We start from the raw sequence: 21,877 nt of genomic DNA, 5'->3' as shown, positions 1-21,877 counted from the left end.
GGGTCGGGCCCTCCTACCTGCCTCACCAATCAGTTGTCCAGAGTTTCGCCTGAAGGGCCGGGGCGATTTGTTCCAGCGCCTTCGGTTCCGTCATCTGATTGTGTTCGCAGTCGACCTCGACCTCCGTGATCTGACCTGTGATCAGGGGCTGCCAGGTCAATGCGAAGTCCGGTTCATCCGGGTGGGTGAGCTTCGCGGTGAAGAACAGCAGGTCGGTGTCGACGGAACGGGTGAACGGCACCTGGAGCATCTCGGTGGCCCTGCGGAGGATCTCCGGCAGCGCGGCCAGGCTGCTCTCGCCCAGACCGGCGAGCGGATGGTCGATCTCGCGCAGGAAGGCGTGCACGTGGGCGAAGTCGAGCTCCTCCCCCTCCACTTGGGGCAGGTCGAGGCCGACGTAACGCAGTGCCTGGAACATCACCCCGGCGTCCGGGTCGGTGTAGTCGGCCCCGGGGACCGTGGTGTCGAGCATGGCCAGCAGGTGCACGTGCTCGCCCTGCTCCCGCAGCAGCCCGGCGATGACGTGGGCGGCCGCGCCGCCGGAGGACCAGCCGAGGAGCTGGTACGGCCCGTGCGGCTGCACCTCGCGGATGTGGGCCACGTAGTCGGCGGCCATCTCGTCGATCGACGCGGCGTACCCGCCCTGCCCGTCCAGGCCGCGGGCCTGGACCGCGTAGACCGGCTGGTCCTTCTCCAGGTGCCGCAGCAGACCCGAGTACACCCAGCCGAGCCCGGTCGCCGGGTGCACGCAGAACAGCGGCGGGCGGCTGCCCTCGGCGCGCAGCGGCATCATGACCTGGAGCGAGCCCGCACCGGAGTTCTCCTGGCCGGTCGCGTCGAGGCGGTCGGCGAGGGCCGCGACCGTCGGTGCTTCGAACAGGGTCCGCACGGCGAGTTCGACGCCGAGCCGGTCCCGCGCCTTCGCCACGAGCCGGGTGGCGAGCAGGGAGTGCCCGCCCAGCTCGAAGAAGCTGTCGTCGATACCGACCTTCGGCGCCCCGGTCACCTCGGCGAACAGGTCGCACAGCGCCTGCTCCCGGGCGTCGCGCGGCCCGCGTCCGTCGGCGGACCGCGTGGCCCCCGGCGCCGGCAACATCCGCCGGTCCAGCTTTCCGCTGGCCGTCAGCGGCAGCCGCTCCAGCGGCACGACCGCCGACGGGACAAGGTGGCCCGGCAGCTCCCGGCGCGCGAACTCGATCAGCGCGGCCGGCTCCGCCTCGTGGCCCTCGGCGGCCACGGCATAGGCGACCAGGGCGGTGTCCCCCTGCTCGTCCTTCCGGGCGATCACCGCGACCTGGGCGACGCTCTCGTGCCGGGCGAGCACGGCCTCGGTCTCGCCGGGTTCCGCCCGCTGACCACGGATCTTGACCTGGTCGTCGACCCGGCCGACGAACTCCAACTGGCCGTCGGAGCCCCAGCGCACCAGGTCGCCGGTGCGGTACATGCGCTCCCCGGCACCGCCGAACGGGCAGGCGACGAAGCGTTCGGCGGTCATCCCGGGCCGCCCGAAGTAGCCCCGGGCGAGACCGGCTCCCGCGAGATACAGCTCCCCGGTGACGCCGGGGGGCACCGGGTTCATGCCGTGGTCCAGCACGTAGGTGCGGTAGTTGGTGAGGGCCCGGCCGATCGGCGCCACACCGGCGGCGTTGCCGTCGTCGTACCACTCGGTGGCGTAGACGGTGGCCTCCGTCGGGCCGTACAGGTTCGCGATCCGCACGCCGGGGGCGGCGGCCCGCAGGTCGTGCATGAGCCGTGGCGTGACCGCCTCGCCCACCAGGATGACGGTGCCGATCCGCAGGCGCCCGCCGGTGGCGAGCGCGGCCGACATCGCGGACGGGGCCGTGCAGACCAGGCTCGCCTCGGGGCGGTCCCCGTCGGCGAGGGCGAGGACGTCGCGCACCACCTCGATGGCGCCGCCGTGCAGCAGCGGCAGGATCAGGTCCGACACCGAGACGTCGAAGGTCGCCGAGGTGGTGGCCAGCGTGGCGGCGAACACGTCCGCGGAGAAGGCCTCGCCCGCCCACGCCGACAGGTTCGCCACGGCGCGGTGCGCGACCACGACGCCCTTGGGGCGCCCGGTCGAACCCGAGGTGTAGATGACGTAGGCCGCGTCGTCGGGGCGCAGCGGCGCCGTCCGGTCCGCGTCGGTGAGGTCACCGTCGTCGAGGCGGCTGAGCGCGGCCTCGGTCTCCGGGTCGTCGAGGACGATCCGGGGCAGGCCCTCGGGCAGCACGGCGGCGCCTGCGCGGTCGGTCACCGCGAGCACCGGGCGGGCGTCCTCGACCAGGTAGCGCACCCGCTCGGCCGGGTGGCCGGGGTCGATCGGCACGTACGCGGCGCCGGAGTCGAGCACCGCCCACATCGCGACCGGCAGCCGCTCGTCCCTCGGCAGGGCCAGCGCGACCCGCCGTTCCGGACCGCAGCCGTGGGCCACGAGGAGCCTCGCCAGCCGGTTGGCACGGGACCGCAGCGCGTCGTAGCTCAGCCGTGTCCCACCCGCCCGTACCGCGATGGCGGCGCCGTCGCGGGACGCGGACGCGGCGAACAGCTCGGGCAGGGTGGCCGAGGGGACCGGCGCGGTGGCGCCGTTCCACTCCTCCAGGATGCGCTTCCGCTCGGCCGCGCCGAGCAGTTCGACCTGGCTGATCCGCTGCTCCGGGTGGCCGGTGATCGCCTCCAGCATCAGCAACAGGCGATCGGCGATCATCTGCACGGTCTCCCTGTCGAACAGGTCGCCGCTGTACATCAGCGCGCCGCGGGCGCCGCCCTCCCGGCCGTCCTCGTGGTAGCGGGCCGTCAGGTGGACCGACAGGTCGAACATGGTGGCGTCGGTGCCGACCTCGAAGGCCTCCGCGGCGAGGTCGGGCAGCCGCAGCTCGGTGTCCCGGGTGTTCTGGAAGGCGAACATCACCTGGAACAGCGGGTGCCGGGCCGGGGACCGGTCCGGGTTGAGCGCCTCGACCAGGTACTCGAAGGGGAGGTCCTGGTGGGCGTACGCGTTGACGTTCGCCTCCCGCACCCGGTCGATGACCTCGCGGAACGTCGGATCGCCGCTGGTGTCGGTGCGCAGGACCAGTGTGTTGACGAAGAAGCCGACGAGGTCGTCGAGGGCTTCGTCGGTACGCCCGGCGATGGGCGAGCCGACGGGGATGTCGGTGCCGGCGCCGAGGCGGGTCAGCAGGGCGGCGAGCGCCGTCTGGACGACCATGAACGCCGTCGCGTTGCAGTCGACGGCCAGCTTGTTGATCCGGGCGTGCAGCTCCGGTCCGTAGCCGAAGTCGACGCTGCCGCCGGCGTAGCTCGGGGTCTTCGGCCGCTGCCGGTCCGTCGGCAGCGGCAGCTCGTCCGGGATCCCGGCCAGCGCCCGGCGCCAGTAGGCGACCTGCTCGTTGACGAGGCTGTCCGGGTCGTCCGTGCGGCCCAGCAGATCACGCTGCCACAGCGCGTAGTCCACGTACTGCACGGGCAGTTCGGTCCACTCGGGCGTCCGGCCCGCGCAGCGTTCCGCGTACGCGGCGCTCAGGTCGCGGGCGAGCGGGACGAGCGACCAGCCGTCGCCCGCCACGTGGTGCAGGACCAGGACGAGCATGTGCTCGGTCGGGGAGAGCGCGAGCACCCTGACCCGCAGCGGCAGGTCGGTGCGGAGGTCGAAGTCCCGCTCCGCGATCCGGGCGATCGCGGCGGCGAGCTCGTCCCGGCCGACCTCGCGCACCTCGAAGTCGGGCCGTGTCTGCTCCGGGTCGAGGATCCGCTGGTGGGGGACGCCGTCGGTCTCGGGGAAGACCGTGCGGAGCGTCTCGTGCCGGACGGTGACGTCGGCGACGGCCGCGGCCAGCGCCTCGTGGTCCAGGGGGCCCGTCAGGCGTGCCGCCATCGGCAGGTTGTAGGCGGCGTTCGAGCCTTCCAGGCGGTTGAGGAACCACAGCCGCTGCTGGGCGTGGGACAGCGGCACCCGCTCCGGGCGCGGTCCGCGCACGATCGGCGGCCGTCGGCTGTCGCCCGAGCGGTCGAGGATCTCCACGAGCCCGGCCACCGTCTGCGTCGTGAACAGGTCGCGGATCGCCAGGTCGACACCGAACGTGACCCGGACCAGGGAGATCAGCCGGGTCGCCATCAGGGAGTGGCCGCCGAGGTCGAAGAATCCGTCGTCGATGCCCACCTCGGGCAGGCCGAGGATGTCCGCGAAGATCCGGCAGAGCGTCTCCTCGCGCTTGTCGCGCGGCCCGCGTCCGGCCTTGCGGCCTTCGTGGTCGGGTGCCGGGAGCGCCCGCCGGTCCAGCTTTCCGTTCGGGGTCAGCGGCAGCTCGTCCAGGACGACGAAGGCCGCCGGGATCAGATGCTCGGGCAGCAGGCCGCCGAGGAACTCGCGCAGCGCCGTCGGCTCGGGCCGCTCCGCGCCCGCCGGGACGACGTAGGCGAAGAGCCGGGTGTCGCCGGAGGGGTCCACGCGCGGTACGACGACGGCGTGCCCGACGCGGTCGTGCCGGGCCAGGGCCGCCTCGATCTCGGCGGGCTCGACGCGGAAGCCGCGCACCTTGACCTGGTCGTCGGCGCGACCGAGGAACTCCAGCTGGCCGTCGGCCCGCCAGGCCGCCACGTCGCCGGTGCGGTACATCCGCTCCCCGGGGCCGCCGAAGGGGCAGGCCACGAACCGCTCGGCGGTCAGGCCGGGGCGGTGCAGATAGCCGCGGGCCAGCTGGGCGCCGGCGATGTACAGCTCGCCCGCGACGCCGGGCGGGACCGGGCGCAGCGTGGAGTCGAGCACGTACAGGGCGGTGTTCCACACCGGGCTGCCGATCGGCACGGAGACCGCGCCGGGCTCGTCGCGGCACTCCCACGCGCTCACGTCGACCGCCGCCTCGGTCGGCCCGTACAGGTTGTGCAGGCCGGTCCCGATCGTCGTGCGGGCCCGCTCGGCCAGCTCGGCCGGCAGTGCCTCGCCGCTGCTGATCAGGCGGCGCAGGTGCGGCAGCCCGGCCGCGGCGGGCTCGGCGGCGAACACGGCCAGCATCGACGGCACGAAGTGGGCGGTGGTGACGCGCTGTTCGCTCATCAGCCGGGCCAGGTACACGGGGTCCTGGTGCCCGCCGGGCTTGGCGACCACCAGCGTGGCGCCGTTGAGCAGCGGCCAGAAGAACTCCCATACCGACACGTCGAATCCGGCGGGGGTCTTCTGGAGCACCCGGTCGGTCCCGTCGAGTCCGTACTGGTCCTGCATCCACATCAGCCGGTTGACGATGCTCGCGTGCGAGACCACCACGCCCTTGGGCGCTCCGGTGGACCCGGACGTGTAGATGACGTACGCGGGGTGCTCCGGGAGGCAGCGGCCCGGGGCGGCCGCGAGGGCCTCGCCCGCGTGCTGCGCGTCGAGGAGGGGGTGGCCCTCGGTGAGGGTGAGTACCGGGCGTGCGTCGTCGAGCAGGTACTGGATGCGCTCGGCGGGGTAGCCGGGGTCGACCGGCAGGTAGGCGGCGCCGGTCCTGAGGACCGCGAGCAGCGTGACGACGAGGGTCTCGGAGCGCGGCAGCACCACCGCGACGCAGGTCTCAGGTCCGGCGCCCTGCTCGGCGAGCAGCCGGGCGAGCCGGGCTGCGCGCTGATCCAGCTCGGCGTAGGTGAGTTCGGTGCCTTCGAAGACCACCGCCGTGCGGTCGGGGGTACGGGCCGCCTGGGCGGCGAACAGGTCCGGCAGGGTGGTGCGCGGCACCTCGTGCGCGGTGTCGTTCCAGCCGCGTACGACCTGCTCGTACTCGGTCTCCTCCAGCAGGCCGGCCGCGCCGATCCGCTGCCCGGGGTCGTCGGCCAGCGCGGTGAGGATCCGTGCCAGCCGGTCCGTCAGCCGCTCGACGTCCGCCGCGTCGAAGAGATCGGTGGAGTACTCGACCATGCCTTCGAGGCCGCCCGGGGTGCCGTCCTCGGCGGCGGTCTCGCGGAGGTGGACGGCGAGGTCGAACTTGTTCTGCACGATCCGCTCGACGGGCTCGGCGCGGGCGGTGAGGCCGGGGAACGCCGGTTCCGGCGGGGTTCCGTGCAGCGAGAGCAGTACCTGGAACAGCGGCATCCGGCCGGCCGAGCGGTCGGGGTTGAGGAGTTCGACCAGCCGCTCGATCGGCACGTCCTGGTTCGCGTAGGCGTTGAGGTTCGTCTCGCCGATGCGGTCGAGCAGCTCGCGCCAGGTGGGATTGCCGCTCGTGTCGGTGCGCAGCACCAGCGTGTTGAGGAAGTCGCCGACGAGGTCGTCGAGCGCGGTGTCGGTGCGTCCGGCGACCGGCGTGCCGAGCGGGATGTCGGTGCCGCAGCCGAGCCGGGTGAGCAGAGCGGTGAGGCCTGCCTGGGCGACCATGTAGAGGCTGGTGCCGGAGGCGGTGGCCAGCTCGGCCATGCGGCGGTGGGTTCGCTGGTCGATGCGGAACGAGTGGGTGGCCCCGTGGTACTCGCCGCTCGTGCCGCGCGGCCTGCTGCCGGGCAGCCGCAGGTCCTCGGGCAGATCGGCCAGCGTCCTGCGCCAGAACGCGATCTGCTCGCTGACCAGGCTGTCCGGGTCGTCCTCGCGGCCGAGCAGCTCCCGCTGCCACAGGGCGTAGTCCGCGTAATTCACGGGCAGCGGCGCCCAGCGCGGCTTGCGGCCGTCGCGGCGGGCGGCGTAGGCGTCCGTGAGGTCGCGGGTCAGCGGGCCCATCGACCAGCCGTCCCCGGCGATGTGGTGCAGCACCAGCGCCAGTACGTGGTCGTGCGGCGACAGCGCGAACAGGGTGGCGCGCAGCGGGAGTTCCTCGGCCAGATCGAAGACGTGGCCGCAGGCGTCCGCGAGGCGGGCGGGCAGTTCCGCGTCGGTGGTCCCGACGACCTCCAGCTCGATGCGGGCCTGCTCCGGGGCGACGATGTCCTGGTAGGGGGTGCCGTCGATGTCCGGGTAGCGGGTGCGCAGCGACTCGTGGCGGTCGGACACGTCCTGGATGGCGGCGGCCAGTGCCTCGCGGTCGAGTTCGCCGGTGAGCCGCATCGCGATCGGCATGTTGTAGGTGGCGCTTCCGCCCTCCAGCCTGCTGAGGAACCACAGCCGCTGCTGAGCGTGCGACAGCGGTGTGCGCTCGGGGCGGCGCCGGCGAACTACCGGCTGCCGCCTCGTTCCCTCGGCCTTGTCCAGCACCTCGCTGAGCCCGGCCACGGTCGGCGTCAGGAACAGGTCGCGGATGGCCAGGTCGACGCCGAGGGCGTCCCGCACCCGGGAGACCAGGCGGGTCGCGAGCAGCGAGTGGCCGCCCAGGTCGAAGAACCCGTCGTCGATGCCGACCCGGGGCAGGCCGAGGACCTCGGCGAAGATCCGGCACAGCGTGGTCTCGCGGTCGTCGCGCGGGCCGCGGCCCGAGGTCTTGCCGATGACGGCGGGTGCGGGCAGCGCCCGCCGGTCCACCTTGCCGTTCGTGGTCAGCGGCATCCGGTCGAGCACGACGAACGCGGTCGGCACCAGGTAGTCGGGCACCGCGCGCCGCAGGTGCTCGCGCACCGACTCGACCAGCGCGTCCGAGGCGAGTACGGCGGCCGGGGCGTTGGTGTGCGCGGGGCCTTCGGCGGCCGGACGCGCGCCGGGGCGGTAGCCCGTCACCGGCGCCGTGCCGGGTGCGCTGAACGCCACGTCCAGGGTGCTGCCGTCGCGGTCGGCGCCGTTCCAGGTGACGGTGGTGCGGTAGCCGGCCTCCTCGCCCAGGGCGGTCAGCTCCGCGGGCGCGGGCAGCCCGGACGTGTCGGCGCTCAGGGCGGCCTGAGCGGCCGTCAGGTCACCGGCTTCGAGCGCCCGTACGGCGGCCAGCTCACCGGCGATCCGGTGGTTGGGGACGCCGGTGACGCGCAGGCCCTCCGGCCGTGCCGCCAGCGCGGCGCGCAGCGCGTCCGTGCCGGTGATGTCCTGGCCCCAGGCGAGGTCCTGGACGGCGGCCGGTTCCTGCTGGGGCGCGGTGCGCAGCACCACGTCGTAGCGGTGTCCGGTCAGTTCGTTGCGGTCGGTGCCGTACTTGACCGCGAGGTCCGCGGCGGCGGGCAGGCCGGTGAAGTAGTCGGGGTCGACGAGCAGTTCCGTCTCCCGCGCCACGGCCAGGTCGACGGTCTTGCGCACGTCGGCGGCGTCGCGGACCGCGGCGTCGGTGGCGAGCAGTTCGACGGAGGTGCGCAGGGCGCGGTGCAGGCGGAGGTTGCGGACGTCACCGACGAACACGTTGCCGCCGGGGACGACCAGGCCGAGCGCCTGGGTGAGTACGTCGGTGAGGTAGTCGGCGCTGGGGAAGTACTGGATGACGGAGTTGACGATGACGGTGTCGAAGAACCCCGTGGGCAGACCGTCGAAGAGGTGCGCCGCCTGGGCGCGCAGCTCGACCCGGCCCGCGAGGTCGGGGTGGCCTTCGAGCTGGGCGCGGACCCGCTCGATGACGACCTCGGAGATGTCGGTGCCCCAGTAGGACTCGCAGTCCGGCGCCAGCGGCGCGAGGAGCAGGCCGCTGCCCACGCCGATCTCAAGGATGCGGCGGGGGTTCAGTTCCCGCACCCGGGCCACAGTGGCGTCACGCCACCTGCGCATCTCGTCGAGCGGGATCGGCTGCCCGGTGTAGCTGCTGTTCCAGCCGGAGAAGTCCTCGCCGAGACCGCCCTGGCCCTCGTGGTGGGCGTCGTAGGTGGCGTCGTACGTGGCCTGCCAGTTGCCGAGCTGCTGCTCCTCCGCCGACTCGTCCCGGTCGGCGTCGTTCTCGGCCGGCACGAGGTACGCGGCCAGCTGCCGGTCGCCGGGACGGTCCTCCCGCGCCAGCACGGCGGCCTGCCGCACCCCGGGGTGCCGGGCCAGTACGGACTCGACCTCCCCCGGCTCGATGCGGAAGCCGCGGATCTTCACCTGCGCGTCGGCGCGGCCGACGTAGTCGACCTGTCCGTCGGCACCCAGCCGGGCGAGGTCCCCGGTGCGGTACATCCGCTCCCCGGTGCCGCCGAAGGGGCAGGCCACGAACCGCTCCGCGGTCAGGCCCGGGCGGCGCAGATAGCCGGCGGCGAGGCTCGCGCCCGCGACGTACAGGTCTCCCACCACGCCCGGGGGCACCGGGCGCAGGGCCTCGTCGAGGACGTAGACCCGGGTGTTGTCCACCGGCCTGCCGATCGGGGGTCCATCCGGGCCGGACAGCCGCTCGCTCATGGTCGCGATGACGGTCGTCTCGGTGGGGCCGTAGGCGTTGAACATCCGGTTGCCCGGCGCCCACCGCTCCACGAGCGCGCCGGGGCACGCCTCGCCCGCGACCGACACGGTCAGGCCGGCCGGCAGCACGCCCGAGGGCATCGCCGCGAGCACGGACGGCGGCATGGTGAAGTGCGTGAGGCGCCGGTCCCTGATGAACTCGGCCAGCTCCTGTCCCGGCATGAGCTGGTCGGCCGAGCGCAGGTACAGCGTGCCGCCGTTCAGCAGCGCCATGCAGCAGTCCCAGAACGCGACGTCGAAGCTCGGCGAGGAGAACTGGAGCACCCGGCTGTCCGGGCCCGCGCCGAGGCGCTCCCGCTGGCTGCGGACCATGCTGGCCACGCCGCTGTCCGTCACCACCACGCCCTTGGGCTTCCCGGTGGATCCCGAGGTGTAGATCACGTAGAGCGGGCTGCTGAGCGTGCGGTTCGGCGGCAGGCCGTCGGTGCTGTGCCGGTCCAGCTCGGTGAGGGTGTGCTCGTCGTCGAGTACGAGGAGGGTGCCGGGACCGGTGCCGGGACCGGACGGCTGCCCTCCGCCGGTTCCGCCGGATCCGCCGGATCCGCCGGACGCACCGGAGGGCAGCCGTCCGGTCAGTTCCCCGGTGGTGACCGTCAGGACCGGGCGGGAGTCCTCCAGCATGTACGCGATGCGCTCGGCGGGGTAGCCGGTGTCGACCGGAAGGTAGGCGGCCCCGGCCTTGGCCACGGCGAGCATCGCCGTCACCAGCTCCACCGAGCGGGGCAGCGCCAGCGCCACCAATTGCCCGGGGCCCGCGCCGCGTTCGGCGAGCAGCCGGGCCAGCCGGTTGGCGGCGGCGTCGAGTTCGCCGTAGGTCAGCGTGGCCGCGTCGGACACCAGCGCGACGGCGTCCGGGGTCTCGGCCGCGCGGACGCGGAACAACTCCGCGAACCCGGCCTCGGGGACGTCCTGCTCGGTCCTGTTCCACGCCTCCAGCACCTGCTGGCGCTCGCCCGGCAGCAGCACGTCCACGGCGCCGACCCGCTGTCCGGGATCGGCGGCCATCGCCTCGAATACGTGGACGAGGCGCGCGCCGAGCCGCTCCACGCTCTCGCGGTCGAACAGGTCGGTGGCGTACTCGATCGTCCCGCCGAGGCCCAGCGGCCGCCCCTCGCCGTCGAACTGCTCGCCCATGCTGAAGGCGAGGTCGAACTTGGAGGTCTCGGTGTACAGCTGCTCGCCCTCGACGACCAGCCCCGGCAGCCGCAGCTGCGGCAGCGTGTTGTTCTGGAACGCCAGCATCACCTGGAACAGCGGGTGCCTGCCGAGGGCCCGGTCCGGGCGAAGGATGTCGACCAGCCGCTCGAACGGCAGCTCCTGGTTCGCGTACGCCCCGAGAGCCGTCTCCCGGGACCTGGCGATGAGCTGACGGAACGTGGGGTCGCCGTCGGTGTCGAGGCGCATCACCACGGTGTTGACGAAGAAGCCGACCAGTTCGTCGAGGCCTTCGTCGGTGCGTCCCGCGATCGGCGAGCCGAGGGGGATGTCCGTGCCGGCGCCCATCCGGCTCAGCAGTGCGGCGAGTCCCGCCTGCACCACCATGTACAGGCTGGCGTCCGACCGCGCGGCCAGTTCGGACAGCTTCCCGTGCAGCTCCGCGCTCACCCGGAACGGAACGTTGCCGCCCTGGTTGCCTGCCGCGGCGGAGCGCCGCCGGTCCACCGGCAGCCGCAGTTCGTCCGGCAGCCCGGCCAGCGTCTTGCGCCAGTACTCGACCTGCTCGCTGATCAGGGATTCCGGGTCGTCCTCGCCGCCGAGCAGCTCCTGCTGCCACAGGGTGTAGTCGGCGTACTGGATCGGCAGCTCGGGCCAGTCGGGGGCCCGCCCGGCGCGACGCGCCTCGTACGCGGTGGTGAGGTCTCGGGCGAGCGGGGCCATCGACCAGCCGTCCGCCGCGATGTGGTGGATCACCAGCGCCAGCACGTGCTCGCGCTCGGACAGGGCGAACAGCCGCGCCCGGATCGGTATCTCCGCCTCCAGGTCGAAGGCCTCGGCGGCCAACTCGGCGAGTTCGCCGTCAAGCCGCTCCGGCGCGACCTCGGTGACGGCCGCCTCCAGGCGGGTCGCGCCCGGGGCGAGGATCTTCTGGCCGGGTACGTCGTCCCTGCTGACGAAAACCGTGCGCAGCGGCTCGTGCCGGTCGATGAGGTCCTGCAACGCCGCGACGAGTGCGGTCCGGTCGAGCTCACCCGTCAGCCGAAGGACGGCCGGCATGTTGTAGGTGGCATTGGGCCCTTCCAACCGGTTGAGGAACCACAGTCGCTGCTGTGCGTGCGAGAGCGGGATCATCAATTCTCCTCGGGCTGCGCAGGCGCTAAATCTCCACTGGAGGCTCTGCTGTGCGGACATGCCGTGCAAGGCCTGAGACGGCACTGGACGAAACGGGACACCGGATCCTGGTGAACGAGATCCGGTTGCCGGATAGCGTCGACCTCGTCAGCAGGAGGCCTATCCGATGTCAGTCGTGTGGAGCGAGGCCGTCATACCCGGGCTCGCGTTGTTGCTGTTCATCTGCTGCGGGACGGAGTTGGTCCTGCGCCGCTTCTTCAAGGGGCGCAGCATCCTCTTCCGGCGCAGCAGCGCGCGGCGCCCTTTGACGGGTCACGCGTTCGACGAGTTCAACCTGATCTTCAACGGCAACAAGCTGGTCGAGATCAAGCAGCAGCAACAGCAGGAGATGCTCCGCGACGAGGAGGGCGACGGCGCGCCGCCGCGCACGCGGATCGACCTGAACAAGGGCATCGCGAGTGTCGTCCTGCCTGGTGAGAACGGGGCTCGCGACGCACGGGCGGCCGGGGACGGCCGCTTGGGGGCGCCTGCTTTGGGCGAGGACGGTTCGAGGGTGTCGGCTGTGAGTGAGGGCGGTCCGGGGGTGTCGGCTGTGGGTGGTCGGTCAGGGGTGCCGGACGCGGGTGACGGTTCGGAGGTGTCGGCTGTGGACGACGGCTCGGGGACGTGGGCCGTGGGTGACCGCTCGGGAGTGGCTGCCGTGGATGGCCGCTCGGAGGCGCCGGACGCGGACCGCCACTCGGGAGTGTCGGCCGTTGACGGCCACTCGGGAGTGTCGGCCGTGGATGGCCACTCGGAGGCGCCGGACGCCAGCGAGCGCTCGGGGGTGCCGGTCGCCGACGAGGGCGGCCCGGACGCGGAGGAAGGTTCCTCCCGGTGACGCCGTCGCAGACGCTCTACCTGCTCCTGGACCTGGCCCTGATCCTCGGCCTCGCGCGCCTACTGGGCGCGGCCGCGCGGGCGTTGGGCCAGCCCGCGGTCATCGGCGAGATACTCGCCGGGGTCCTGCTGGGCCCCACCCTGCTCGGCGCCAACTTCGCGGACACCCTCTTCCCCGCCGACGTACGGCCCCTGCTGAGCGCGCTCGCCGGAGTGGGCCTCGCCCTGTTCATGTTCGCCGTCGGGCTGGAGATCGACCTCGGCGTCCTGCGCGGCGGGGGCCGGGTCACCCTGTGGGCGACCACCTTCTCGACAGTGCTGCCGCTCGGCCTGGGCGCCGGGCTCGCGTGGCTGCTCGCGGACACGCACCGTCAGGGCCCGCTCCTGGCATTCGTCCTGTTCTTCGCGGTCGCCATGGCCGCGACGGCGTTCCCCGTACTCGCCAGGATCATCGCCGACCGCGGACTGACCCGTACCCGGCTCGGCACGACCGCCCTGACGTGCGCGGCCATCACCGACCTGCTGGTCTGGATCCTGCTGGCGGTGGCGGCAGCCGTGGCCACGGGCGAGGACCTCGACTGGCGTCTGGTGCTCCTGGTGCCGTACGTGGTCCTGATGATCACGGTCGTACGTCCGCTGCTCCGCAAGGTGAGCGGGCTGAGCAATGCTTCCGGCGCTTCCGGCGAGAGCACGAACCTCGTGGTTCTGGTGCTGGCCGGGCTCCTCCTGTCGTCGGCCTGCACCGAGTGGCTGGGCCTGCACTACATATTCGGAGCGTTCCTGTTCGGCGCCATCATTCCGCGGGACGGCCACAGCGCGCTGCGCGAAGGCGCGCTGCAACGGATGGAGCCGCTGTCCAGACTGCTCCTGCTGCCCGTGTACTTCGTACTGGCCGGACTCAAGGTCGACCTGTCCGAACTGGACCTCACGGACCTCGGCACCCTGGCCGCCATCCTGGCGGTGGCCATGGCCGGAAAGCTCCTAGGGACCTACGTCGGGGCGCGGCTCGGGGGCTTCGACAGACGGCCGGCGGCCGCGCTCGGCGCCCTGCTGAACACGCGCGGCCTCACCGAACTGGTGGTGCTCGGCATCGGATTGGAACTGGGCCTGCTGGACGGGACGCTCTACTCCCTGATGGTGGTCATGGCGGTGGCGACCACCGCGCTCACGGGCCCCCTGCTGACCCGGATCCTGCCGACGACAGGAAAGAACGGGGCACCCACCGACCAGCCCGCGCCGACGCCCTCCGGCGCGGAAGAGGCCTCACCCCGTGAAGCGGTCCCGGCAACCGACAAATGACCGTACGCAGACTCTGTGCGTACCCGCGTACCCGCGTACCCGCGTAGCCGCGTCTATGCGTACCCGCGTCTACGCGCCGAGCAGGGCGGAAGCCCGTCGCATCGGAGAGAGGTCGGGCGTGGGCGCGGCGACGGGCAGGCCGCGGCAGGTGAAGCCGAGCTGGCGCATGGCCCGCAGAACTTCGCCGGAGCTGAAGTCGCGGCGGTCCTGGCGTGTGATGACCTGCCCGACCTGCTTGACGGGGTAGGTGCGGCGGCCGATGATCACGGACTCGCCGATGACCTGTTCGGGCTTGACGCCCTTCATGGTCTCCAGGACACCGCTCTTGGTGAGATCGAACGGGAAGCGGGCGATGACACAACGCATGGATGCCTCACAGGAAGGAGAAGGGGAGTGGTTCCGCCGCCGTGAGGCGGTTCAGCGAGCGAGGACGAGAACGTCCGCAGCGCTGCCCTCCTCGCCTTCGGCCCTCGCAGACACCGGCGAGGTGAGCGGCCCGCGGAGGTCGGGAAGGTCGCGGAGCTGCACCCGGTCCGTGTACGCGGAGCCGTCCCGGACGGCCACGAGCCGGGCCCGGGTGACCAGTCCGGTGCACAGACCGTCGTCGTCGCAGACGAGCAGGTGCTCGGTGCGGGCGCCGGCCATGACGGACAGGGCCACCTCGACGGTCATGTCGTCACCGACCCGCGGCCCGGCCGTGTCAATGGCATCGGCCGCCGTCCCGTGCACGGGCGTGACACCCGCCGGGCCGCGCTGCATCTGAACCAGCGTCAAAAGGTGCCTCCTGCGAAGATGGGTCAACTTCCTGATCACGAAGCGGGCTGGTCAGGCCGCCGCGTCGAAAGTGGTCTGGCGCACGATCGCGCGCCGGGAGGCCGAGGCGGGGCTGCGCCGGCCGCGGGAGGCGGCACCGCGCTTACGCCGCTCGGTCACCGGCGCGGTGATCGTCACGGGGACGCCGGAGGGAGCCTGGGCGCCGGTGATCCGGCTGAGCGCCTCTTCGCCGGAGCGCACCTGGGTGGCCTGGGGGACGATGCCGGCGGCGGCCATGAGGCGGGTCATGTCGCGGCGCTGGCCCGGGGTGACCAGGGTGACGACGCTGCCGGACTCCCCGGCTCGCGCGGTGCGGCCGCCGCGGTGGAGGTAGTCCTTGGGGTCGGTCGGCGGGTCCACGTTGACGACGAGGTCGAGGTTGTCGACGTGGATGCCGCGTGCCGCGACGTTCGTCGCGACGAGCACGGTGACGTGCCCCGTCTTGAACTGGGCCAGGGTCCGGGTGCGCTGCGGCTGCGACTTACCGCCGTGCAGGGCGGCGGCCCGCACCCCGCTGTTCAGCAGGTCCTGCGTCAGCCGGTCGACGCCGTGCTTGGTGTCCAGGAACATGATCACCCGGCCTTCGCGCGCCGCGATCTCGGTCGTCGTCCGGTGCTTGTCTGCGCCGTGGACGTGCAGGACGTGGTGCTCCATGGTCGTGACCGCGCCCGCGGAGGGGTCGACGGAGTGGACGACCGGGTCGGTGAGGTAGCGGCGCACCAGCAGGTCGACGTTGCGATCCAGGGTGGCCGAGAACAGCATCCGCTGTCCTTCGGGCCGCACCTGGTCCAGGAGCGCGGTGACCTGGGGCATGAAGCCCATGTCGGCCATCTGGTCGGCCTCGTCGAGGACGGTGATCGCGACCTGGTTCAGCCGGCACTCGCCCCGGTCGATGAGGTCCTTGAGGCGGCCCGGCGTCGCGACGACGACCTCGGCACCACGGCGCACCGAGCTGACCTGCCTGCTGATCGGCATTCCGCCGACGACGGTGGCGAGGCGCAGGCTCACCGAGCGGGCGTAGGGGGTGAGCGCGTCGGTCACCTGCTGTGCCAGTTCGCGTGTAGGTACGAGGACCAGGGCCAGCGGCTGGCAGGGCTCGGCCCGCTGTCCGGCGGTGCGGGCCAGCAGGGCCAGACCGAACGCGAGGGTCTTGCCCGAACCGGTGCGCCCGCGGCCGAGGACGTCGCGGCCCGCGAGGGAGTTGGGCAGGGTCGCGCCCTGGATCGGGAACGGGACGCGCATGCCCTGCGCGGCGAGCGAGGCGTGCAGCCGCTCGGGCATGTCGAGGTCGGCGAACGCCTCGACGGCGGGCAGCGCGGGAGTGATGGTCTTCGGCGGAGCGAACTCGGCAGAGGCCGCAGCGGACCGCCGGCCGTAGCCACCGCCGCGGCTCGGGCCACCCGAGCGGCTGGGCGCTCCGGTACGGCTGGGCGCTCCGGTACGGCTGCGGGCGCGGGATGAGCGATCGTTCGTACGTGCGGGGTTCATTCAGAACCTTCCTTGATACGGCACGTATCAAGGAATTCTCGCAGCGGAAGATCAGCGCAGGGAATTACAAGAACGGACCGAAGAGAACAGAAAAAGGAAATGCTCGCAGCTGGGGCCCGCACCCCGAGGGATGCGGGCCCCAGCTACGAAGTTCACTAAAGCGTCAGACGGGAATAATATTCTCGGCCGTCGGACCCTTCTGACTCGGCATGATGTCGAAGGTGACCTTCTGACCTTCGAGCAGCTCACGGAAGCCCTGGGCGGCGATGTTCGAGAAGTGGGCGAACACATCGGCGCCGCCACCGTCCTGCTCGATGAAGCCGAAACCCTTGGCCGCGTTGAACCACTTCACAGTGCCGGATGCCATGTCGTATCTCCCTTGGGGCAGTACACCGGACCCGTACGTCACGGATACCGGGTCGCCGCGATGATGCCCCGCCCGGAGAACAACCGGAAATAAAAAACGCTTCCCACGTCCAAAAATCCCGACGAAGGGCGTTCAAGTTTTTGGGAACCACAACTGCAACTGGGATCGACAATAGCACGCTGAAGCCCGAGGCGTACGACAAATAATTACACTCAACCCCCCAAGCCAAACACACTCCCCGCCCGAACCATTAAAGCCTCACCCGGCGACCATAGATATTCCCCCACCCCACGCACGAACAAGGAGCACAACCCTCCAGCTCATACGTCGCCTAACACCCTCACACCCGAACCACGCGCCCCCACAGAGAGACCACACGACCACGGCGCGGCGCTGTCGCAGGACGACCTCGGCGACCGCCGCCTCGATCGCGTACTGGTGTGCCCAGCTTCGAGGCCTGGGGCTCACAACCCGCCTCAGCAGGCCACCTGTGGGCTCCCCGCCAGAGAGAACCGGACCAATCAGTCACCTCATGCCCCGACCCTCCACCCGAAATAAGGGCTCACGCCCCCATCACCCTGTGGCCGGCTATGGCTTCCGGTACGCCCGATTACTGCCGGGTTCCCTGCTCCTATGTGGCCGTAGGGATGGATCTGCCACCGGAGTGTCCTCCCGCGGCTCGATCGGTCTGACTGCATGCGGCTCCCGCAGTTCGATGCCCTCAGTCCCTGGGATGGTTTGGTCACGTATGGGAGCCGGAGCTGAACGGCGAGCGCGTTCGGGTACGGGAAGGACTCCGCGCCTGAGAAGCTCATCCACACTGATCAGTGGGGAACCAAGGATGCGGGCGAGCAAAAGGGATTGAGCGGGCTGCGCCTCGACCAGGTGCCACAAAACTGCCAGTACATGTTGGAGTTCTTCACTCCAAGAAGGGAGCCAATGGTTCGGGCGTATACGGTCCAGCTCACTGCCCGCCTTGGGTGACAGGGGACCGCTTCGCCGCCGAAGCCAGCCGTCAAGTACGTTCTGCCCGCCGACCTGGTACCCACGCACTCCAGGCGATACCGGTCCGAAGACACCACTACCGAGACGCAGCTCGAGACGGTCGGGATCGTAATGGAATCGCTCGGGCAACTCATGTCTACCGACCTGCTTGCGATACGTGACGGTCGGCAGTGCCGTTTCCCAGACCTGGCCAGCGCCCCGGGGCCGCCCATCCTGCGGATCGACGAAACGTTCGCCAAAGGTCGAGGCCCAGATCACGGTCCTGCCGATAGAGAGCGCTTCCGACCACAGAGCGGCATCACCCGTGAGCGGAACTCGAACACCGCGCGTAGTCAGTTCGTCCCCGAACCGTGATGTGAAGTCGGGATGGGCAGTGACGGCTGCAATGTACGCAGCCAGATTCATCGCGGAGACCTTCTGGGAGCCATAGGAGTTGGTCAGGTGCTGGAGCAGACCGGGGGCCACATTGGGCGTGCCATCCTTCTGAAGAAGGGACAGAACCCGACCACCTCTGCCATCGAAGCAATGATGGTCGGGCAACAGAGTCGAGAAGATCACAGCAGGCCCAGGGCCGAACTTTCTGGAATGTTGCTCAACTACTCGCAACTGGTCCGGAATCCGGCTCTCCCACAGGTCCGGTGAACTTCTATCAAGCACCCTGTTGTCTGGAATAACCCACTGCCGATCGAATGGGCGATAGGCGACTGGTACCGGTTCAGGGCAGACAGGGGAACTTTCCATCATCGACTGTCTCTGCACCCCGGATCCAGGCAGAGGGTGCACCTTCCGGTCGATGGTTCGACTGTGCGTCTCCCGGAACAGCGAGCGCTTCTCCTCGACGTCCCTCTCCGCAGCGAGCCTCTGCCATCGATCTCGCAGCGTGTCTTTGTCCGTGGAATAGACCCACGTACGCTTCGGCAGCACGCCGGGCACCGACCACGGCAATAGGTCACCTAGCGCTGGATAGCTGTCCCAATCACCCTCCGCTGCGGGTGTAAAGGGATCCTGGGCAGCTGAACGCACGGGGCGCCATTGCGCACTGTCGGGAGTAAGGGCTTCCAGCTTCGCGAACTTCTGCTCGCCCGTGCCCTCTAGAGCGACATATCGAATGTCGGCTGGTGACTCATCACTCTCAGCGCGAACGAACACGGCGATCGTGAGCTGCTGTTGAACTCCAGGGAAGAGGCGTGTCGGCACAGGAGGCCGGATACCTTCCGGGCTGAGATCTATGATCCAACCCTCCGAGCACGTACGGCGTAGATATTCCCGCATGCCTCGGAATCCCGGGCCACTCAGGAAGCCCGCGGTGCTGATGAAGGCGACGATTCCTCGGTGCGATTTCGGGCGGTGCTGGTCGAATACTTTATAGGTGGCCCAGCGCCAGAAATATACATAGAGATTCTTGAGCTTATTCTCCTGAGTGCCACTTCTCCCTCGAAGCCGAAAGGCATCGAGGAGAGGTGCGATACCTTCCTTCTCCGACCCCGCCTCCACCCACCCTCCCTCGCCTTCAGCCCTCTCACGATCCGGTGGATTGCCGATCACGACGGTCACTTGCTGTTCCCGCTTGATCCAGTCCGCTTGTCGGCTGTTCTCGACCAATGCGTCGTCAGCAGGCAGGAATGCGAAGAGTGAGGATCTCTCGTAGGGGTCTGCAAGGGTGTCGGCAAGGTGAAGTCGCAGGTCATCCAGGCGCGTACGGGTGTCCTGCTCACGAAGGGTCTGGGTGATCCTCATCTGCGCGACCGCGTAGGCCGCCATCTGCCGCTCGAACCCTATGAGTCGCCCTGCCAACTGCTCGACCGCTTCGCCACGGAAACCTTGCCCCCGTCGGGCACGCTGCTCGGCGACCGTATCGATGATTTCACTGAGGAAAGTCCCCGTTCCCATCGCCGGATCGATGACGGTAACCCGGCCGTCGGCGAAGCCCTCCGCGCATTCGAGTCGGGTACGCAGCACGGTGTCGGTGAAGCGGACCATCGAACGGACGAGCCGCGGAGGGGTGTAGTAGGTACCGGAACGTCTACGCAGCTTGGGGTCGTACTCCTCCAGGAAGTCTTCGTAGAGATGCACGTGAGCGTCTGGGCGCTGCTTCGTGATCGCCTTCCAGTCGACGGCGTCCACCACTTGGACCAAGGTGTTGAGACGCCGGGAGAACTCGGTGTCCACCCTCTCCGTCAGCAGTTGCAGGGCGCGACCCATGACCGTGTTTTCGACTTGCAACTCACTTGCCACTGCTGCGAGATCGCGCCCTGCCAAATGCAGTCCTTCGGTACGGGCAAGCAGCAAAGCAAAGGCGACGGTCTGCGTGTAACGGTCGGCGAAGATTCGATCTGGGTCCTGCCCATCGGTCGATGGGAGGAGGACCTTTCCCCAGTGATGAGCGAGCGCGGTGAAGGGCTTGTGGACACGTCGCCGAGCCGGCGCGCGCTCTGGCAGCCGTCGCTCGATGTCGAGTTGCTCCAATACCTCCGCTCGAAGGTATTGGCACAGTGGAGCCATGGACGTCACCAAGCGACGAACGGTGGTGATCTGTTCAGGTTGCCACCCGAGGAAATCGCGCAGCAGGTCCCGCAACGCGGCGCCATCCGAATCAGCCGTGCGCAGCCGGTTGCCGGACCGGTACAGATCACCTTCGAACCGAACTGTCCGTAGGGGAAGTCGACCACCTCGGTACAAGCACCACGTGTGTCCGTTGGTGTAGAGGACATTGGGAAGCTGCCGCATGAAATCCCACTGCTCGCGGTCACGTTTCGTAAAACCATCTGGCGTGATGTCGTGGCTCGGTGCCTTCAACTCCAGAAAGCCAGTGACACGCCCTCCGCTCTCCACGGCGTAGTCGGGCCGAACTCTCGCTTCTGGGAGAGGAAATTCGGGATGCAGGCGGGAGTTCAACTTCCAGCGTGAACCGAATGCCTCTACGAGCTTCTTCACTGGAGGGCTGATCGATGCCTCAGTGTCACTAAATCTCAGGCCTGCCCTGCATTCGGCTCCGAAGTTCGCCACGAGATCCCGGATCCAGTCCTTCGGCACATCGTCCCCCTCCAGGCTGTAGCCCTTTGCGATGCTTCATCACCGTCCCACAGCATCGGCCGGAACGATAGGAGAGGGGAGCGCTCATACAAGGGCGCGGGGCGCGGAGGAGGCGCATACCGATGCCAATGGTTCTTGAGGTAAGAGTGTTAACCCAGTGGGCCAGATCCGGCGGTGGCGTACCTACCGCCGAACCCATCGCGCCCGGCACGGGAAGCTGGACATGGCCGTGCGGCGACTACCGGGGCTGCCATGTGCGCACAAGATCTTCCGGTCCCCAGTGAGCGGAATGTGGCAGATTACCCGCCACCCCGCAGCGGGAGACCGCGACCAGTGGAGTATCCGGGCCGGCGCCAGGCACATCCAACACGTCACGCACCAAGGCGTCGTACTCGTGACGGCCAAACGGCTGGTTCTCCAGCCACTTTGACCGACCCGACGAAGTGCACCTGCCTGGCCACCGGCTCGCGGTATGACCCGACGAGGTCGATCTCGGGTTGTTCTGACGGTTCCACCAACCGCCGATGGCCTCGGTCTCAGGCCACTCGTCGTTGGCCATCAGACGCAGCAGGGATTCGCGGATCAGCGGCTCGACCGCTCGAACGCGCCAAGTGGTCCACGACCGCTCAATCCGTTCCAACGCCAAGTCACCACGGCCGCGCTCGATGAGCGGGATCACGCGCAACAAGAACGCCAGCCGGAACCGCAGGTACGGGTCGGCGATCCGGTAACGCTTGTTCCTCGCGTCCCGTTTGGTGGACAGCGGGAGATCAGCGTCCAGGACCGCTTGGCCTGCAACATGGCCAGTAGCAGGGAATGCGTGCCGGACGGTAGCGCGTTGACGCGCCCGCCTGGGCTGCGATCGCACTGGACGTACGCTCACCACTGCCAACCGCTTCCAGTACGGCCCGTGAGTGCGAAGCCTCGGGGAAATCGCCCGGCAGGGACACTGCGCCGCCCACCAATAGCGAGGAAAGCGGATTGGAAACCGAAGCCTGCAAGAAGTCCGAACGCCCGAAACCCGGCCGCCATGACTGCGCGATCTCGGCGAATCCACCGGTGATCAACTGGGCGTCGACTTCCCCCGCATCGTCGAGCTCGGTCATGGCCCGCGCGTCTGCCAGATTCAGCGGGTGGACGGTCATTTTCGCCGCCCGGCCGAAGAAGTGGTGCCCGTAGGACTGTAGTGCTTTCATCACCGATGTATCGCTGCCAGTCGGCAGCAGCAGAACGGGCTTGGAAGGCAGATGACGATCCCAGACAGTTTGGAGTGCGCCCTCGAAATTCCTGATCCTGCTCGACCAGCCAGGACACCTCGTCGATCACTGCGATGCTGGGTGCGTCATCGGGCACCGCGAGCGCCAGGGAGCGTAGGGCCTGGTTCCAGTCCTGCGCCTGGAAGCCCGCGACCAACTCCACCCCCGGCAGCAACGACTGCTTGAGGATTGCGGCAAAGTCGGCACGCTCGG

10 protein-coding genes are annotated in these 21,877 nt (G+C 69.8%); 2 read left to right on the top strand and 8 right to left on the bottom strand.

Annotated elements, in window-relative coordinates; genetic code table 11:
* Positions 1-22 precede the first annotated feature (22 nt).
* Positions 23-11,524, bottom strand: a complete 11,502-nt coding sequence (locus CP975_RS22655; protein ID WP_167532717.1) for an amino acid adenylation domain-containing protein — start codon at positions 11,522-11,524, stop codon at positions 23-25.
* 166 nt (positions 11,525-11,690) lie between these two features.
* Here CP975_RS22655 and CP975_RS22650 point away from each other — a divergent pair, with 166 nt between their 5' ends.
* Together CP975_RS22650 and CP975_RS22645 are read left to right on the top strand one after the other, a co-directional pair.
* Positions 11,691-12,404, top strand: coding sequence for a DUF6191 domain-containing protein (locus CP975_RS22650; protein ID WP_055533097.1), 714 nt, complete (start codon positions 11,691-11,693; stop codon positions 12,402-12,404).
* The gene (locus tag CP975_RS22645) at positions 12,401-13,702 is read left to right on the top strand and encodes a cation:proton antiporter (protein ID WP_055533095.1); all 1,302 of its coding nucleotides are present in this window, start codon (positions 12,401-12,403) and stop codon (positions 13,700-13,702) included. Before CP975_RS22650 ends, CP975_RS22645 begins: the two co-directional genes overlap by 4 nt.
* Positions 13,703-13,771: 69 nt before the next feature.
* Here the strand turns inward: CP975_RS22645 and CP975_RS22640 are convergent, their stop codons facing one another.
* The 7 genes from CP975_RS22640 to CP975_RS35900 all read right to left on the bottom strand — a co-directional run bounded on the left by CP975_RS22640 (position 13,772) and on the right by CP975_RS35900 (position 21,604).
* Positions 13,772-14,068, bottom strand: coding sequence for an SCO5918 family protein (locus CP975_RS22640; protein WP_055533093.1), 297 nt, complete (start codon positions 14,066-14,068; stop codon positions 13,772-13,774).
* A 51-nt stretch (positions 14,069-14,119) separates the two neighbouring features.
* Positions 14,120-14,476: a CBS domain-containing protein gene (locus CP975_RS22635; protein ID WP_055533091.1), complete on the bottom strand. Its 357-nt coding sequence runs from the start codon at positions 14,474-14,476 to the stop codon at positions 14,120-14,122.
* Between the two features lie 51 nt (positions 14,477-14,527).
* Positions 14,528-16,003 carry a DEAD/DEAH box helicase gene (locus CP975_RS22630; protein WP_055533089.1) on the bottom strand — a complete coding sequence of 492 codons (1,476 nt, stop codon included), beginning with the start codon at positions 16,001-16,003 and terminating at the stop codon, positions 14,528-14,530.
* A gap of 163 nt (positions 16,004-16,166) precedes the next feature.
* Positions 16,167-16,370 carry a cold-shock protein gene (locus tag CP975_RS22625; protein WP_030789175.1) on the bottom strand — a complete coding sequence of 68 codons (204 nt, stop codon included), beginning with the start codon at positions 16,368-16,370 and terminating at the stop codon, positions 16,167-16,169.
* Positions 16,371-16,958: 588 nt separating this feature from the next.
* Positions 16,959-20,309: a type ISP restriction/modification enzyme gene (locus CP975_RS22620; protein WP_246201599.1), complete on the bottom strand. Its 3,351-nt coding sequence runs from the start codon at positions 20,307-20,309 to the stop codon at positions 16,959-16,961.
* 337 nt (positions 20,310-20,646) lie between these two features.
* Complete coding sequence (locus tag CP975_RS35905) at positions 20,647-21,087, bottom strand: DUF234 domain-containing protein (protein ID WP_246201597.1); 441 nt, start codon at positions 21,085-21,087, stop codon at positions 20,647-20,649.
* A 91-nt stretch (positions 21,088-21,178) separates the two neighbouring features.
* Positions 21,179-21,604 carry a hypothetical protein gene (locus CP975_RS35900; protein WP_246201595.1) on the bottom strand — a complete coding sequence of 142 codons (426 nt, stop codon included), beginning with the start codon at positions 21,602-21,604 and terminating at the stop codon, positions 21,179-21,181.
* Positions 21,605-21,877 lie beyond the last annotated feature (273 nt).

The sequence above is a fragment of the Streptomyces alboniger genome, assembly GCF_008704395.1.
Taxonomy (GTDB): Bacteria; Actinomycetota; Actinomycetes; order Streptomycetales; family Streptomycetaceae; genus Streptomyces; species Streptomyces alboniger.
This window is presented reverse-complemented; position numbering and strand designations above follow the sequence as displayed.